The organism is Nocardia sp. XZ_19_369 (genome assembly GCF_015355715.1).
Lineage (GTDB): Bacteria > Actinomycetota > Actinomycetes > Mycobacteriales > Mycobacteriaceae > Nocardia.
Map to the genome: position 1 here is coordinate 81,572 of NZ_JACVED010000008.1, position 15,673 is coordinate 97,244.

The 15,673-nt window shown below is 65.1% G+C and carries 17 protein-coding genes; 12 read left to right on the forward strand and 5 right to left on the reverse strand.

Annotated elements, in window-relative coordinates; genetic code table 11:
• Positions 1–3: 3 nt before the first annotated feature.
• Together IBX18_RS28565 and IBX18_RS28570 are read right to left on the reverse strand one after the other, a co-directional pair.
• The gene (locus IBX18_RS28565; RefSeq protein ID WP_228542001.1) at positions 4–516 is read right to left on the reverse strand and encodes a DUF6790 family protein; all 513 of its coding nucleotides are present in this window, start codon (positions 514–516) and stop codon (positions 4–6) included.
• A gap of 91 nt (positions 517–607) precedes the next feature.
• Positions 608–1,030, reverse strand: a complete 423-nt coding sequence (locus IBX18_RS28570) for a MarR family winged helix-turn-helix transcriptional regulator (RefSeq protein WP_194836603.1) — start codon at positions 1,028–1,030, stop codon at positions 608–610.
• 60 nt (positions 1,031–1,090) lie between these two features.
• Here IBX18_RS28570 and IBX18_RS28575 point away from each other — a divergent pair, with 60 nt between their 5' ends.
• Together IBX18_RS28575 and IBX18_RS28580 are read left to right on the forward strand one after the other, a co-directional pair.
• Positions 1,091–2,212 carry an epoxide hydrolase family protein gene (locus IBX18_RS28575; RefSeq protein ID WP_194836604.1) on the forward strand — a complete coding sequence of 374 codons (1,122 nt, stop codon included), beginning with the start codon at positions 1,091–1,093 and terminating at the stop codon, positions 2,210–2,212.
• Positions 2,213–2,347: 135 nt separating this feature from the next.
• The gene (locus tag IBX18_RS28580; RefSeq protein ID WP_194836605.1) at positions 2,348–2,776 is read left to right on the forward strand and encodes a VOC family protein; all 429 of its coding nucleotides are present in this window, start codon (positions 2,348–2,350) and stop codon (positions 2,774–2,776) included.
• Positions 2,777–2,807: 31 nt separating this feature from the next.
• On the opposite strand, the gene IBX18_RS28585 is transcribed toward IBX18_RS28580, so the two are convergent.
• The gene (locus IBX18_RS28585) at positions 2,808–3,335 is read right to left on the reverse strand and encodes a GNAT family N-acetyltransferase (RefSeq protein WP_228541960.1); all 528 of its coding nucleotides are present in this window, start codon (positions 3,333–3,335) and stop codon (positions 2,808–2,810) included.
• A gap of 532 nt (positions 3,336–3,867) precedes the next feature.
• Between IBX18_RS28585 and IBX18_RS42335 the strand changes: the two genes are divergently transcribed.
• Positions 3,868–4,971, forward strand: a complete 1,104-nt coding sequence (locus IBX18_RS42335; protein ID WP_228541961.1) for a hypothetical protein — start codon at positions 3,868–3,870, stop codon at positions 4,969–4,971.
• Here IBX18_RS42335 and IBX18_RS28595 read toward each other — a convergent pair.
• Positions 4,964–5,425 (reverse strand): cystatin family protein, encoded by a 462-nt coding sequence (locus IBX18_RS28595; protein WP_194836607.1) that lies wholly within the window; start codon positions 5,423–5,425, stop codon positions 4,964–4,966. The genes IBX18_RS42335 and IBX18_RS28595 overlap by 8 nt on opposite strands.
• A gap of 285 nt (positions 5,426–5,710) precedes the next feature.
• On the opposite strand from IBX18_RS28595, the gene IBX18_RS28600 reads away from it, so the two are divergent.
• The 7 genes from IBX18_RS28600 to IBX18_RS28630 all read left to right on the forward strand — a co-directional run bounded on the left by IBX18_RS28600 (position 5,711) and on the right by IBX18_RS28630 (position 11,185).
• Positions 5,711–5,953: a hypothetical protein gene (locus IBX18_RS28600; RefSeq protein ID WP_194836608.1), complete on the forward strand. Its 243-nt coding sequence runs from the start codon at positions 5,711–5,713 to the stop codon at positions 5,951–5,953.
• Positions 5,954–5,984: 31 nt separating this feature from the next.
• Positions 5,985–6,308, forward strand: a complete 324-nt coding sequence (locus IBX18_RS28605) for a hypothetical protein (RefSeq protein WP_228541962.1) — start codon at positions 5,985–5,987, stop codon at positions 6,306–6,308.
• A 130-nt stretch (positions 6,309–6,438) separates the two neighbouring features.
• The gene (locus IBX18_RS28610) at positions 6,439–7,368 is read left to right on the forward strand and encodes a TauD/TfdA family dioxygenase (RefSeq protein ID WP_194836610.1); all 930 of its coding nucleotides are present in this window, start codon (positions 6,439–6,441) and stop codon (positions 7,366–7,368) included.
• A 193-nt stretch (positions 7,369–7,561) separates the two neighbouring features.
• A complete protein-coding gene (locus tag IBX18_RS28615; RefSeq protein WP_107655737.1) occupies positions 7,562–8,206 on the forward strand; it encodes an ABC transporter permease in 645 nt (214 codons plus the stop codon).
• Positions 8,203–9,468 carry an ATP-binding cassette domain-containing protein gene (locus IBX18_RS28620; protein WP_194836611.1) on the forward strand — a complete coding sequence of 422 codons (1,266 nt, stop codon included), beginning with the start codon at positions 8,203–8,205 and terminating at the stop codon, positions 9,466–9,468. The genes IBX18_RS28615 and IBX18_RS28620 overlap by 4 nt, the downstream gene beginning before the upstream one ends.
• Positions 9,465–10,202: an ABC transporter permease gene (locus IBX18_RS28625; protein WP_194836612.1), complete on the forward strand. Its 738-nt coding sequence runs from the start codon at positions 9,465–9,467 to the stop codon at positions 10,200–10,202. Before IBX18_RS28620 ends, IBX18_RS28625 begins: the two co-directional genes overlap by 4 nt.
• On the forward strand, positions 10,199–11,185 hold the full coding sequence (locus IBX18_RS28630; protein ID WP_194836613.1) for a glycine betaine ABC transporter substrate-binding protein: 987 nt from the start codon (positions 10,199–10,201) through the stop codon (positions 11,183–11,185). The genes IBX18_RS28625 and IBX18_RS28630 overlap by 4 nt, the downstream gene beginning before the upstream one ends.
• A 7-nt stretch (positions 11,186–11,192) precedes the next feature.
• Here the strand turns inward: IBX18_RS28630 and rox are convergent, their stop codons facing one another.
• Complete coding sequence (rox, locus tag IBX18_RS28635) at positions 11,193–12,617, reverse strand: rifampin monooxygenase (RefSeq protein WP_194836614.1); 1,425 nt, start codon at positions 12,615–12,617, stop codon at positions 11,193–11,195.
• Positions 12,618–12,970: 353 nt separating this feature from the next.
• Here rox and IBX18_RS28640 point away from each other — a divergent pair, with 353 nt between their 5' ends.
• Positions 12,971–13,411, forward strand: coding sequence for a hypothetical protein (locus tag IBX18_RS28640; RefSeq protein WP_194836615.1), 441 nt, complete (start codon positions 12,971–12,973; stop codon positions 13,409–13,411).
• A gap of 737 nt (positions 13,412–14,148) precedes the next feature.
• A complete protein-coding gene (locus IBX18_RS28645) occupies positions 14,149–15,585 on the forward strand; it encodes an NAD(P)/FAD-dependent oxidoreductase (protein WP_194836616.1) in 1,437 nt (478 codons plus the stop codon).
• Positions 15,586–15,673 lie beyond the last annotated feature (88 nt).

Consider the following 15,673-nt stretch of genomic DNA (forward strand, 5'->3'; position numbering starts at 1 on the left):
TTCTCAGGCGGGTGCGAACGTGGGCCGCCCGGTGATGGAGAGCTGTTGGGACCGGAGCGCGAGGACGATCATGACCGCGGGCAAGAGCAGGTCGTAGACCAGCACTCCCCCGGTATTGCCGGGAGCGTGGTTGCCGTGGGCGAACCATTGGTAGAGGTGGCCGATCGCCGCACCCCACAGGAATATTGCGGCGCCGAGGCCGATGGTGATGCGCTCGCGGGCGGTGGCCGAGGCGGCGCGGAATCCCATGACAGCGAGCCCGAGGTTGGCGAAGGCGATCTCGAACAGGAACGGGGTCCGGTCGAAGCCGATCGCGGTGGCCATCGCGTCCGGGATGGTCAGGAAGGCGATCGTCATCCACAGGCTGCCGCAGCCGAGTGCGGCGACAGCCCACCACCGCTGCCAGGTTTCGAGGGCGGCTGCCCGGGAGGGGCTGTGCCGGGTTCGAATCAATGCGCCGACAACCGCGATCACTATCCAGACCAGGGGGAAAGCCGACTGGGCGAAGTAGGACATCTCGTTCACGACTTGAGTGTTGCATGGTTAATATTAACCAGTCAAGACTCAAGGTTCTCGCGGTAGTACCGCCCCGAAGTACCGGATCGAGCTATCGGCGGGGCTCGAGCAGCTTGGCCAGCGTGGCAGTGTCGCGCAGGTAGCGTTCGTACGGGAAACCCGCTTCGAGCAGCGCGTCGCGCAGCTCGTTCTGGAGCGGCCGGTCACTGCCGTGGAAAGCGTTGCGGCCGGCTTCGGTGGTGCTGACCAGTCGTCGCCGTCCATGCTCGGGGTCGGGCTCGACCGCGACGAATCCGGCTGTTTCCAGCGGGCGCAGGGCTCGGCTGACCGCTGGGTCCGATACTGCCAGCGCCTGCGCCAGCTGATGCTGGGTCACCGGCTCGATTTCTTCCAACGTGCCCAGCAGGCGTATCTGGCTGTACGTCAGCGCATCCGAGTCGTCCACGCGGCGCCGCGCGGCCTCTCCGAGCAGGTACACGACGCGATGCAGCAGGTCCCCGAGTCCATCGTCCACACGCCGAACGTATCAGAGTCTTGCCCGGTTAACATTCATGGTGACGATAGGAGACTTGCCATGTCCGCCGAGCCATTCGAGGTCAGCATCACCGAAGCCGAGATCGCGGACCTGCGTGCACGATTGCGCCGGACACGGTGGCCCGAGCGCGAGCCGGTGGACGATTGGTCACAGGGTTTGCCGCTGGCGTATGCGCAGGAACTGTGCCGCAGCTGGGCCGAGGACTACGACTTCGGGTTCGCCGAGCGGTTGAACGCCTTCCCGCAGTACCGCGACACGATCGACGGGCTCGGCATCCACTTCCTGCACGTCCGCTCGCCGGAACCGGACGCGTTCCCGCTCGTGCTCACGCACGGATGGCCGGGTTCGGTGCTCGAGTTCCTGGAGGTCCTCGGCCCGCTGACCGACCCGCGCGCGCACGGCGGTGACCCGGCGGACGCGTTCCACGTGGTCGCGCCGTCGTTGCCCGGCTACGGCTGGAGTGACAAGCCGTCGACGACCGGGTGGGGCATCACTCGCACCGCGCGCTCCTGGGACACGTTGATGGTGTCGCTGGGTTACCAGCGGTACGGCGCGCAGGGCGGCGACTGGGGTTCGGCAGTGTCCGGCGCGCTGGGCGAGGTGGCGCCCGAGCGGGTCGCCGGCGTGCACCTGAACCTGGGATCCGTGGCGGCGGGCACGTTCGATGACCCGACGCCCGCGGAGCTCGCGAATCTTAAGGCTGAGAAGGAGTTCCAGCGCACCGGCCGGGGGTACTCGGCGATCCAGGCGACCCGGCCGCAGACGCTCGGCTACGGCCTCACCGACTCCCCGGCGGGGCAGGCCGCCTGGATCGCCGAGAAGTTCTGGGCCTGGACCGACAACAACGGCCATCCCGAAGACGCCCTGTCGCGGCAGACCATCCTCGACGAGATCTCGGTCTATTGGTTCACCGCGTCGGCCACCTCGTCGGCGCGCCTGTACTGGGAGAGCTTCGCCAGCTTCCGGGACAAGGTGACCGCACCATCCGGGTTGTCGGTCTACGCGCGCGACATAACCCGCCCGTCGCGGCGGGAAGCCGAGCTGCGGTTCACCAACCTGCGCTGGTTCGAGGAACTGCCGCATGGTGGTCACTTCGCCGCACTGGAGCAGCCGGAGTCGCTGGTCCAGCAGGTGCGCGGGTTCTTCCGCCTGTTCCGCTGACTGTCCGTGCCGAGGGGTCGTTGATCATCCGGCGAAGGTCGATGAGGACGTCTGTGATCCACGCAACGCTGGACCTCGAGTTGGCTCGAGGTTGCACGATGGTTCCGACAACGTATTCGAGGAAGGAAGCGAACTGTGCCGAAACTTGACCGGATCATCGAGTCCGCGTTGTATGTCGACGATCTCGATCGTGCCCGCAAGTTCTATACCGATGTGCTGCAACTGAAACCGATCCTCGAAGCGGATCCGTTGTGCGCGTTCGATATCGGGGGCGACAATGTGCTGCTGCTGTTCCGCCGCGGCGGATCGCTCGAACCGAAAGTGCTGCCGGAACCGGGTCTGCCGAACGGCGAGATCCCACCCCACGACGGCAGCGGCCGGCTCCATGTGTGCTTCGCGGTCTCCGAGGACCAACTGACCGAGTGGGAAACTCACCTGAACGCGCACGACATCCCGATCGAAGGCCGGACCAACTGGGCTCGTGGCGGACGCAGCATCTACTTCCGGGATCCCGACGAGCACCTCCTCGAACTCATGACACCGGGTAACTGGCCGACCTACTGAGGACAACTGGCCCCGCCGCCGACCAGAAGATTCATCTGCTCTGACCTTCTCCAGGTTGGGAATTCAGCCGAAAGCTCAGCTGCGCGCCGAGCTCGCGGAGGCCGAGGGCGGCGGCGACCCGCCTGGATTCGGTCGTGCGGGCACGCCACTGCGGGACCAAGCCCTGCCCGAGGGCGTGCTCTACGGCAGCCGAGGCAGCAACACGGGCCAAGCCTCGACCGCGCCGGTCCGACGCGGTCAACACCGAAACATGCGCTGTGCGGTTCGGCCAGACTCGATATCCCGCAGCCGAAGCAACCGCCCCGGCCGAACGCACGACGAACGCCGACGAGGTTATCTCGTCCAACCCGCTTTCGTCCCGGTCGGCTTCCCCAGCTGACGACAAGAACTCACCCAATGCCGCGTCCTCGGGCGGTAGCCGCTCGAATGCCTTCGCCCCCACCGTGACCGGTCGAAACAGTTCCACGCTGGAGTAGGCCAGAACCGCAGGACCCCGCACCTCGGCAACGGACAACACCGTGCGCAGCCGCTCGGCGTTGACGACCTCGGTAACCGGCATCTGCAATCCAGCGGCTCGAACCTTCGCTGCCGCAACGGCATCGGGTGCAGTCGCAATCGCCGAGCCCTGCAACACCACAGCACCGCCCCATCCCGCTGGACACATCAACGACCTCGGCGACACCACCACTTGCAGACGCCCGGGCGTGAAGGAAACCGGCGCGACCGCCAACTCCACCCATAACGCCTGAGCATGAGCCAACACAGCCGTCAACGACATGAATCCCCTCCCCGAGTCCAGCATCGAGAACAAGCTTGCACCACGAGAGGAGCCCGCACATCTGATTATGGTGCGTTGGAAAGACATGTCGGCCAACCACTCCGGCCGTTTGATCAAAAGTTCGGGAGCCCCGGTGTTGTCAGTGGGCTTCTCTACGCTGCCGTGCATGACCCGTTCCCGAACCCAACCGCACCACACTCCTGTCGCCCTCCAACTGGTCGGCACCGACCCTGGCGCGAGGAACGCCTCCTCGTCCTCTGGGTCCTCGCTGCCGGGCGATGGTGGGCTCTCGCCTGTCGGGATGGTGTGAGAAATGTTCAGACTCGATGGCGAAGTGGGCGTCTCCTACAGCCAGATCTATGTGCAAAGTGACCCCGGGGACTACAACCCGCGCATGCACGAGGCGTTCGCCGGACAGAATTCAGGACTGTGCGGCGCCGCGGTACCCGGCGCACTTTTTCTGAGCACCGGTTTGCACACCGGCGACGTCGGTTTCACCGTCGAAGTGCGCGGCCAGGCTCCCCCGCTGGATCCGGCATGGGAAGAGGTCGTTGAGGTCTCCTTCTACCCGCTCTCCGAGCAGAGTTTCCTGGTGCAGTGGGCTGGTCAGGATTCCTGGGAACTGGACTTGAAAGAAGGGCTCGACTACCGGGTGCGGTACTGCGCGCAAGGCATGGACCAGGCAAGCGAGAAGGACGTCAGACTCGACGACGAGCCATTACTGGATCGCTACCTCCTACAGTTCTGGCCCGCCCCACCCGAACCGGACCGCATCGTGCGCCAGACCTCGCAAGCCGCGGCCTACTCCCATGACTGGGCCCGCCGGCAACCCGATGCCGAGTTCCGCGCGCGGACCCTCATGGCCCAACGACGAGCACACCTCACCCCTGAGGGCCCCGAATCGTTTCGCGACGCCGAATCTCCCAGCGGGACCGCCGATATGGCGGTCATCTCCCGCGCGGCCGATCTCCAGTCCGTCCGCGAGCAGTTGACATCGCTGAGCTCCTATCCCGCAGCGCTGCCCTGGGATTGGGCCGACACCTTCGTCCTGCCGGCCGACTATCGCGTCGGTTACCTCGAAGCGTTCCTCGAACAGGTCGGTGAGCACGCCTTCGCCCTCGGTACTGTCCTGGCGTCGCTGGACTCGGGCCACGACTACTACCTGGCCTTCGTGACACCGACCGAGTTCGAACAGCTCTCGCGGCTGCTCACCGCACACAGGATGACCGCTGAAACCGTGCGGTTCGGCCGCTGGACGCCGCGGGTGAGCCAGGAAGACAGCGCCGCGAGCAGCGCGATCACAGCCTGGGCCATAGCCAACGGCCACAAGATCAGTGCAGCCCCCGGAGCCGCGATCACGTGGTCGCTCGAGAGCCCCGAGGCACCCGAGGAGGCCGGACCTGACCGGCTCACCTGACGTCTGCGGGCATGTCAGGGTCGGCCTCGCCGCAATTGAACTTCTGGAGTTCGGTGAAGTTTTCCCACGGTTTGGTAGCGACAATTGCTGTGCAGCGGTCTTGCCATCCGTGTGGCTTGACCGCACAGTTGGCGTTCACGGTTTCGGTTTTGCTGCAGAGTGTTTCGGCTATGTCCAACACGATCCGGTATACAACGCCCGCCTTGACTCGCTTCTGAGCGTCGACGATGCGGATCAACTTGTAGTAGTACAGCGCGTTGGACCGAGAGTTGATTTCGCCCACTGCGAACGCCGCCGCGTCCGCTACCTCTCGGCTCTTCGGGTCTGCGGCGGACCATCGTCCGTCGGAGGGTGGTTCAGCGTGCGCAGTGGCCGTGCAGACAGTGATCGCGACACCCGCCGCGGTCAACGGAATCGAAATCAGACGTAACAGAGGACCTGTCATGCCTGACATCCAACAATCACATCGGTACTTCGAATGCGCGACTCGCCGTGCCCGGATACGAGAGTCCCAACGTCGGTGACTCGTTGGTGGATACGACCCCGGTCTTTGGGGATTGACCATCGATATCGGTGGTCCGATCATTGGCGGTAGACCGGATGACGGTCGCTCGATCGGGGGACCTCCTTCCCGAAAGGAAGTCAAATCCTGTTCCTGAAGTACGCCGGCCTGACGGTCAACGGCGAGCTGCGCTTCCAGGAATCCGGACCGCAACCACCGTGCTCGGCCCAAACGGTCGTGCTCGAACTGCACGACCGCGACAAGCTCGATGACTACCTTCTCAGCGCAAACCTGACGGTCCGCGACTGCGACGGCCAGTGGGCGTTCGTCGCCTGGGACTCCCCCGGAAACAACGCGCGCCTCATCCGCCGCGCCGCCAACGGCTGGACCACCTACGTCCGCTTCCCACACGACGTGTGCTGGACCAAGGCCGCAGGCGACGGCGTCCCCGCGCGCATGAAAGAACACTTCCCCTGCTGAACCTGCCCGCAAGGCAACCAGGGCGCGCGGTTTGCTCGGTGCGGTCGGGTTCGGAATGATCTGGTCGACGGATGTCGCGATGTTCGTGGCACAGCGGGGAATTGGGGGAATTGTGACGGATACCGAGCAGCACACGCAGGGAACGCCGGAGTGGGTCGAGACGCGGGATGGGCGCCGTCTGTACGCGATGGTGTTGGCCGAGAAAACCGACATCGCTACGGCGACTGTCGTTTTCGAGGCTGCGCAATCCCCGCACGGCCGCCATGTCATCGCCGAGCAATCCAGTCATTACGTGGTGGCCACCGAGCCGGAGCTGATCGTCGCCGAAATCGAGCGGATGATGCCGCCGGTGTAGGACCGTGCTTTGCCGAAGCACCCTGTGCGGCACCGCAGCTTTCGAATCGGGGTGACCGTAATGCTTGTCGCACCAACCGCGGAATGGTTTCGTCTGAACCAACCGTCAGGTTGAAGCGAAAGGTCCCGATATGTCTGTCGATTACCCCGCGAGCGAAACCTCCGTGGTCAAGCTCGGTGCCCACATCGGCGCACAGCTCACCGGGATCAGGCTCGGCGGTGACCTGGACGCGGCGACCATCTCCACCATCCGCGCCGCACTGCACGAACACAAGGTGATCTTCTTCCGCGACCAGCAGCATCTGACGGAGGACGGACAGTACGAATTCGCCGAACTGCTCGGTAAACCCACCACTCCGCACCCGACGGTCACCTCGGCAGGCGTGAAGAGCCTGGCCATCGATTCGCGCCACGGCCGTTCCAACGCCTGGCACACCGATGTCACCTTCGTCGACCGCGTCCCGAAGGCGTCGATCCTGCGCGCGGTCGCGCTACCGAGCTACGGCGGCTCGACCACCTGGGCGTCCACCGTCGCCGCGTACAACTCGCTACCGGAACCGCTCAAGCGGCTGGCCGAGGGCCTGCGCGCCCGGCACACCAACCAGTACGACTACGCCGCCGACATCGAGGAACGCCAGGATGAAGGCACCAGGGCCTACCGGCGCGAGTTCGAATCCACCTACTTCGAGACCGAGCACCCGGTGGTGCATGTGCACCCGGAGACCGGCGAACGTGCGCTGCTGCTCGGCTGCTTCGTGAAACAGCTCGTCGGCCTGCCGAGCACCGAATCGCAGGCCTTGTTCCGGCTGTTCCAGGACCGGGTGACCCGTTTGGAGCACACCACCCGCTGGAACTGGTCGCTGGGCGACGTCGCCATCTGGGACAACCACGCCACCCAGCACTACGCCATCGACGATTACGACGGCAGCGAGCACCGCAGGCTGACCCGAATCACCTTGGCAGGCAACATTCCGGTCGGCGTCGACGGCACGCCGAGCACCGTGATCGCGGGCAACGCCGAGTACTACTCGACCGCCGATTCCCACACTCGGGCGGCCTGACTTACGCCCGATCAGTACCGAACACCGCGCGGGCCGAACGCCGAATTGCCATCCTGGCGGGAATAGCCGGATCGACAATCCGCCGCGCGCCATCCGAAGCCGAACGCACGGCATCGATTAACCTTTGACGGCCCGCGCCGGTGACTACACGCCTACAGGTACCGATTGATCTACGCCTGACGAGGGGAATCGCGTGAATTTATGGAACTACCTCCGAGGACGCGGAGATTTCCTGGCGTTCCTCACCTATCAGCATGCCTCCCTGGCGTTTCAGACGGTCCTGGTCGGCACGGTCGTCGCCGTTCTCATCGCGGTCGCGGTATATAGGCTCCCGCTGTTGTCTGCGCTCTCTCTGACGTCGAGCCGCGTCGCGCTGACAATTCCCTCGCTGGCGCTGCTCGCACTGCTGCTGGTCCCGTTCGGGCTCGGCGTCGTCCCGTCGTTCATCATGCTGGCGTTCTTCGCGGCCTTGCCGGTGATCGGCAATGCGATCGTCGGATTGCGCGCGGTGCCCGCCTCGGTGGTCGAATCCGCACGCGGCATCGGCTTTTCGCGCTGGCGCATTCTGCTGACGGTCGAATTGCCGATGGCCTGGCCGGTGATCCTGACCGGCATCCGGGTGTCCACCCAGATGATCGTCGGTGTCGCCGCCATCGTCGCCTATGTCCTCGGCCCCGGCCTCGGCTCGCTGATCTTCAACGGCCTCTCCCGGCTCGGCGGCGCGAACGCCCTCGAAATGGCGTTGACCGGCACCGTTCTCATCGTCCTCATCGCGTTGGTGTTCGACGCGCTCCTCGTCCTGCTCGGACGCCTCACGATCGCAAAGGGACTCTCATGACGGATGTGGTGACCAGTCAGGCTCCGGAACGCAAGGTGACCGGCGCGTCCATCCACCTGGAGTCGGTCGTCAAACGCTATCGCGGCCAGGACAAACCGGCGGTCGAGCGGCTCGACCTGGCGATCGACGCGGGCGACATCGTCGCCTTCGTCGGCCCGTCCGGCTGCGGCAAGACCACCACGCTGAAGATGATCAACCGGCTGATCGAGCCGACCGAAGGCCGGATCTTCATCGGCGACCGCGATGTCACCAAGGAGGATCCGGACAAGCTCCGGCAGTCGATCGGGTATGTGATCCAGTCCGGCGGCCTGTTCCCGCACTGGACGGTCGCCAAGAATGTCGGGGCGATCCCGCGGGTGCTCGGGTGGGACAAGAAGCGGATCGCCGAACGCACCGAATACCTGCTCGATCTGGTCGGTCTGGACCCTGCAACCTTCGCCGACCGGCTGCCCAAGGATATGTCCGGTGGCCAGCAGCAGCGGGTCGGTGTCGCCCGCGCGCTGGCGGCGGACCCGCCGGTGCTGCTGATGGACGAGCCGTTCGGCGCGGTCGACCCGATCACCCGGGTTCGCTTGCAGGACAGTCTGATCGGGATCCAGCACGAGCTCGGCAAGACCATCGTGATTGTCACGCACGACTTCGAGGAAGCCACCAAGCTCGGCGACAAGGTGCTCATTCTGTCCGAAGGCGGGCACGTCGAGCAATATGCGCGCCCGGAGGAGATCCTCACCGACCCGGCCACGCCGTTCGTGGAGGAGTTCGTCGGATCCGGCGCGAAACTGGCGTATCTGACGGTGTCGCGGGTGCGCGACGTCGCCTACGACGAGGTGATGACCGCCCGGGTCGGCGAGCCGGCGCAGAGCGTGATCAACCGCGCGAAGGCCGCCGGACACACCTGGGTGGTCGTGGTCGACGAGGCCGGACGGCCGCGGTCGTGGCCGTCCCTCACCGAGGTGGCCAGCAAACCGGAGGTCTCCGACTTCCTCGACCGGCGGCTGCCCGTCGTGGCCCGCTCCTCCACCCTCAACGACGCGCTGGACGCCATGCTCGCGGCCAGTCAGGGCGCCGCGCTGGTCACCGACGGCCGGGGCGCGGTCGTCGGCTCGCTCAGCATCAGCTCGGTGACGGAAACGATCCAGGCCAAGCTCGCCGACGTGCGCTCCGAAGAAGAGGACTACGAAACCTACGTCGACGGCACCGATCCGGCGCCCACCCCGGTGGTCGCCGCCGACGACGAACCCGGATCGGCCGAGCAGTCATGAATCGCCTGCGCCGCCTACCCATCGACGTGTGGTTCGAGCCGCTCATCATCTTGGTCATCGGAATCGGCTACGTGCTTTGGTATCGATCGACGACGTTCACCCCGACCGAGCAGGCGTCGCTGGCGTGGGCCAATCTGCAAACCACGATCCTCGAGCACGTCAAGCTGACCGTGGTGGCCACGCTGATCGTGGTGGTCGTCGCGATTCCGCTGGGCATCGCGCTCACCAGGCCCGCATTGCGTCGGCTCGAGCCGATCGCCGTCAATGTCGCCAATATCGGTCAGGCAGCGCCCGCGGTCGGGCTCCTCGTCTTGTTCACCTTCTGGCTGGGCACCGGATTCCGTACGGCGATAGTCGGTCTCGTGGTGTACGCGATTCTGCCGATCCTGCAGAACACCATCGTCGGACTGCGGCAGGTGGATCACCGCACGATCGAAGCGTCCCGCGGCATCGGCTATTCGGGCGCCCGGACGCTGTTGCAGGTCGAGCTGCCGCTCGCGGTGCCGGTGATCCTCAACGGCGTACGCACCGCACTGGTGATCCTGGTGGGCACCGCGACGCTGAGCACGTTCATCGGCGCGACCAGTCTCGGCACGCTGATCACCACCGGTGTCACGCTTTTCCTGCCCAAGCTGCTCATCTCCGGCGCGATCCTGGTCGGCCTACTGGCATTGATCATCGACTGGCTGGGCAGACTCGTCGAACTCGCCGCTACCCCGCGGGGTATCTCATGAAATCACCACGCACGCAGCTGGTTACGCTCCTTTCCGTGCTCGCCGTCGCGATGCCTGCGCTGGCCGGCTGCGGGCTGGTGAGCTCGTCCGGCACGTTTCATGACGCCGAATTGCCGGACGGCGCAACGCCGCTGGACGGCGCGGAGCTCGTGGTCACCTCGAAGAGCTTTACCGAGGGTGTCCTGCTCGGCAAGATCACCGCGACCTACCTGGCCGCGGCGGGCGCCGAAGTGAAAGACCTGACGGGGGCACCGGGTTCGGCATCGTCTCGGCAAGCCCAGCTGAACGGCGACGCCGACGTGCTGTGGGAGTACACCGGAACCGGCTGGGTCAACTACCACAACCAGACCGAAACGATCGCGGACCCGCAGCAACTCTGGCAACGAGTCCACGAGCTGGAGAAGCGCGACCACAACCTGGAGTGGTTGCCCCCGGCCAACTTCAACGACACCTACGCCTTCGGCGCATCCACACCGACCGCAGAGCGCCTGCAGGTGAAATCGCTGTCCGATGTCGCCGCACTCCCGATCCCCGATCGCACCTTCTGCGTTGACGACGAATTCTTCAGCCGCTCCGATGGTTTCATCCCGATGCTGGCCAAATACGGTATCCCGTACAACGATCCGAACGGCGTACCCTCCGGCAACGTCACCCGAATGGACGCCGGCATTGTCTACACGGCAACCTCCAAAAGCGCCCCGTGCAATTTCGGCATGATCTACACCACCGACGGCCGGGTCAAGAACCTGAATCTCGCTGTCCTGGAAGACGACCAGAAGTTCTTCCTGCCCTACAGCGGAACAGCGGTCGTCCGCGGCGCCGTCATCGACCGCTATCCCCCACTGCGGACCTTGATCGGGACGATCTCCGAACACCTCACCGACGAGCTCATGCAGGACCTCAACGGTCGCGTCGACATCGATGGCGAGGACCCCGCCGACGTCGCCTACGACTGGTTGAAGAGCGAGAAGCTGGTCGAGTAGGCGGTGCTCAGCCGACGGCGGCGCCGAACCACACGGGCAGCTGGTTGCGCAGATCCTGTTGATCGTCGCCGACCCATGCGACATGGCCGTCCGGCCGTAACAGCACTGCGGGCACGTCCAGTTCCGTGCTGACATCCACAACGTGGTCGACTCGATCCGCCCAGCCCGTGACCGAGAGCTTGCCGGTCTGGTCGAGCAATAGGCCACGGCCGCGGTGCATCTGCTCGTAGAGGCGTCCCCGCCGCAGTTCCATGTCCCGCAGCCGCCGGCCGAGCAGCGCATGGCCTGCGCCGAAGTCGTAGCGGATGCCGATCGCGATGATCTTCTCGATCAAATATCGGTTCACCTCGTCGAAGTCCATCAGTTCCGAGATCAGGCGGCGCACCGCCTGCGGGCCCGGTTCGAGGGAAATCAGCTCCATTTGCGCGCGCGTGTTGTTCAGCACGTCGGCGGCTACCGGGTGCCGTTCGGTCTGATAGCTGTCCAGCAGCCCCGTCGGTGCCCAGCCATTGATCTCGGCGGCCAGTTTCCAGCCGAGGTTGAACGCGTCCTGGAGACCGAGGTTGAGCCCCTGCCCGCCCATCGGCGGGTGGACGTGCGCCGCGTCGCCTGCCAGCAGGACCCGGCCGACCCGGTACCGCTCGGCCTGGCGCGTCGCGTTACCGAAACGGGACAGCCAGCGCGGCGAGTGCGCGCCGAAGTCGGTGCCCGCGGTCGCCCGCAGCTGCCGCTTCAGCTCGTCCAGGGTCGGCGGGACCGTGCGGTCCTCGGCCACACCGTCGGCAGGCGCGACGACGCGGTACACCCCGTCCCCCAGTGGTGCGGCGCCGAACCGCAACTGGGTCTTGCGGACTTCGACGTTCGCGGCGTTGATCGTCGCCGCGGATGCGGTCAGCTCCACCTCGCCCACCAGCGTCTCGACCGTCGTCGGCTCGCCGGGGAAGCCGACGCCGAGCAGTTTGCGCACCGTGCTGCGGCCGCCGTCGCAGGCCACGAGGTAGCGCGAGCGCAGCTGCGTGCCGTCGGCCAGCTCGACGGTCACCCCGTGTTCGTCCTGGCTGAGACCGACCACCGCGCAACCCCGGCGAATCTCGACGCCGAGTTCACCGGCGCGCTCGAGCAGCAGCCGCTCGGTGGTGGTCTGCGGAATGCTGAGGACGTACGGGTGCGCGGTATCCAGCTCGGGCGACGGCTTGGCGATGCCCGCGAAGAAGCCACCGACCGGGTGCTTGCGACCCAGCTCGAGAAACGGCGCGAGCGCACCACGCTGGTCGAGTATCTCGATGCTGCGCGCGTGCATGCCGAGCGCGCGAACCACCTCGGTCGGCTCGGTGTCCCTCTCCAGCACTACCGGCCGCACACCTTGTAACCGCAACTCACTGGCCAGCAGCACGCCGGTCGGCCCGGCACCCGCGATGATCACGTCGATCATGCAACCCCTTCATTCGAATGAGTGACGATCTTGCAGCATCACCGGGGTCTTGCCGCAAGCCCCTGGGTGCGCTATATATTGAAGTGGGCAAGGAGTGGATAACCACCTTGCCCTTATCTATTTCCCGGGTCGTACCGGGAAATTCTGGGCGAAATGTCCGGCCCGCGTAGCCGATGTCCGAGCGCTGGTAGTTCGGTGTAACAATCCGCCGAGTCGAATCGACATCGAAGACAAGCTCGGTTGCGCGATAATTGCGACTTAACATCCGTGAAGAAGAACTTACACTGGTAGCCGGAATTGGTTGCCCGCCTTAAACTTCCACACTCAGCAGGAATTTCGATGGGAAGAAGGCGATGGGTAAACACCGCGCACCACGTAAGCCCGACGTTCCGATGCGATTGGCGATGGTGTCCACGGCCGCGCTCCTCACGGCCCTCATCTCCGCCGACCGGGACGGCCCCGCCGGCGTCGGACCGACGGCGAACCGGGACATCAGCACCCCGGGACAATCCAGCAGCACCTTCGCGGCGCCACCGACCGACAAACCGGACCTCGCCCCGGATTCGATTGTGGACGAACCACTTCCAGAGTCGACCCCCCGCCCGAGGCCGAGAATCGCCACCAGGACACCCCCGCGGTCGGCGCCGCCCCGCGACGATTCCGAACCCCACGACCTCGCCACCGTCACGGCCGCATGGGTTTCGGGCACCCTGCAGGGCTACGAGTGGCTCGCCCACATCGAGCAGTGCATCCTGGCCCATATGAAGTCCACGCTGGCGCAGCGCAGCGTGTAGTCGGCGCGGGAAACCCGCTCGGGTGCGCACCGCACGGCGTGCCCGAGCAAGGCCCGCACTGTCGAAATGCCGCGCACCACAACTCGACTCGCGTCTACCGTGGTGGGCGGGTTCAAGTCGACCACCTCCGAAACACACCCTCCCGTCGCTACATTGGTCGCACGCCGGAGTTCGCGACAACCATGCCTCAGGCCGATCGTCAAATATTGCACGAACTCGCCCATTATCGGGATGCCATTGCCGAGCGGGCTGAATCCGCCGGGCGAGGCGACGAGCAACCGACGTCTCGGCGAACCGGTTGTGCGCGGCCGGAACCCGCGCCGAATAGCTTGCAGCGGAATAGCTGCAGCTGCTCGCGCGCGGGCTCAAACCACGGGCAGGCCGCCTCGGCTACAGCCCGCGACCAGGAAATAACCAGCCAAGGAAGGTCACCTCAGCACGAGTTCGCCTGGAGTTGGATGCGATTCAAACGAGGACCGAACTGTGACAACGGTCACACAGGCACAGGCAAACACCATCCAGGCAGAGAGGTGTGAAACGCGTATGTGCAGTTAAATTCGAGCAACTGAAACTTGTTTGCTCCCCTCTGCGGGGCTTGATACGATAATTTCATACAAAATGGTTGAAGATGAACGACGACTCCATTTTCCGTCAGCGTGATGATTTGTCAATGATTTCGGTTCAGAACAACTTCGACGAGCCGGGGAGATCAAGCGCAGTTCGCCGGAGGGAAAGCAGTGCAGGGGCTAACTCAACACGACGTCAGAAGTACTTTCGATGACGGTCTTCCGTCTCAGAATACCATCGACACCGCAATCATTGTCGGCGCCGGACTGGCGGGCCTCGCCGCCGCATACGAATTAGCGAAGCAAGGTACCCGCGTCACCGTTCTCGAAGCCGCCGATCGACCAGGCGGCCGCACCTGGACCTATCGTCACCCATTCGCCGACGGTCTGCGCACCGAAGCAGGCGCGATGACGGTGACCGCGCAGTGCCATTACATGATGCATTATCTGCGGGAAATGCAGCTGGAGACCGAGCCGAGCGATCTCGTCGACACCGACTTCAGCTATCTGCGCAACGGCATCCGGATCCGACCGGACAAGCTCGACGAGCACGCCGATAACTTGGGGCTGCCGCCACACGAGCGCCACCTCACCGTCGCGGACCTGAACGCGCAGTACGTCACGAAGTTCAATGAGAACATCGGCCCGGAACTCACCGCACCCACCTGGACCCCGACGCCGGACCTGCTCGCCCTCGACCAGATTTCGGTCCGCCGCACCCTCGAAGACCGAGGCGCCTCCGCGGCCGCGATCAGCCTGATCGAACCGCTCTTCCTGGAAATGCGCGGCGGCGAACTGGAGTCCGCCTCGACCATGGCGTGGGCTCGCTACGAGTCGGGCCACCGCGCCTTCTCCACCGCCGACGCCGCGTGGTTCAAGGTCAAAGGCGGCACCGACCTGCTCGCCCGAGCGCTGGCGGACAAGGTCAAAGACCTTGTCCTGTACCGGAAACCGGTCGTCCGCATCACCCAGACCGAGCAGGAAGCGCAGGTGACATTCCTCGATCGCGACCGGTTGCAGACACTGACCGCCGACCGGGTCATCGTCACCGCACCGTTCAGCAGCCTGCGCCGGATCAACCTGTCGATGGCCGGCCTGTCCGCCGCGAAGCACGCGACCATCCGCCGCCTCAGGTATTCGTCGGCCCTTCGCATCTTCCTGCAGATGCGCAAGAAGTTCTGGCCCGAAAGGCGGTTGATGCTGTCGACGGATACGCCGATCGGCACGGTCCGCGACGGCACGCCACGACTACCCGGCCCGCGCAAGATCCTGGAGTGCTGGCTGACCGGCTGGCCCGCCCAGGCGGCGGCCGACATGAGCGAGGAAGAGCGCATCAATTTCGCCCTGACCGAACTGGAACCGATCATGCCGGGGGCACGCGAGAATTTCGAGCTCGGCACGTCCATAGCCTGGGACAACGAGCCGTACATCGCCGGCGCGTACATTCTGCCGGAGCTGGGCCACCACGAGCTCATGGCGCACACCCGAACACCGGAGGGAAGAATACATTTCGCAGGCGAGCACACCGCATTCGAACCCAATGGCGGCTCGATGAACTATGCGCTGGAATCGTCGATTCGGGTCCTGCTCGAATTATCGTCCGTCTGATATTTCCGCCGCCTTCCGCTGCCTCGACCCGGTCGAGCTGATCGGCACTGTTACCGCGCAAGAAAAACAACTGAATCGCACTCGCTGG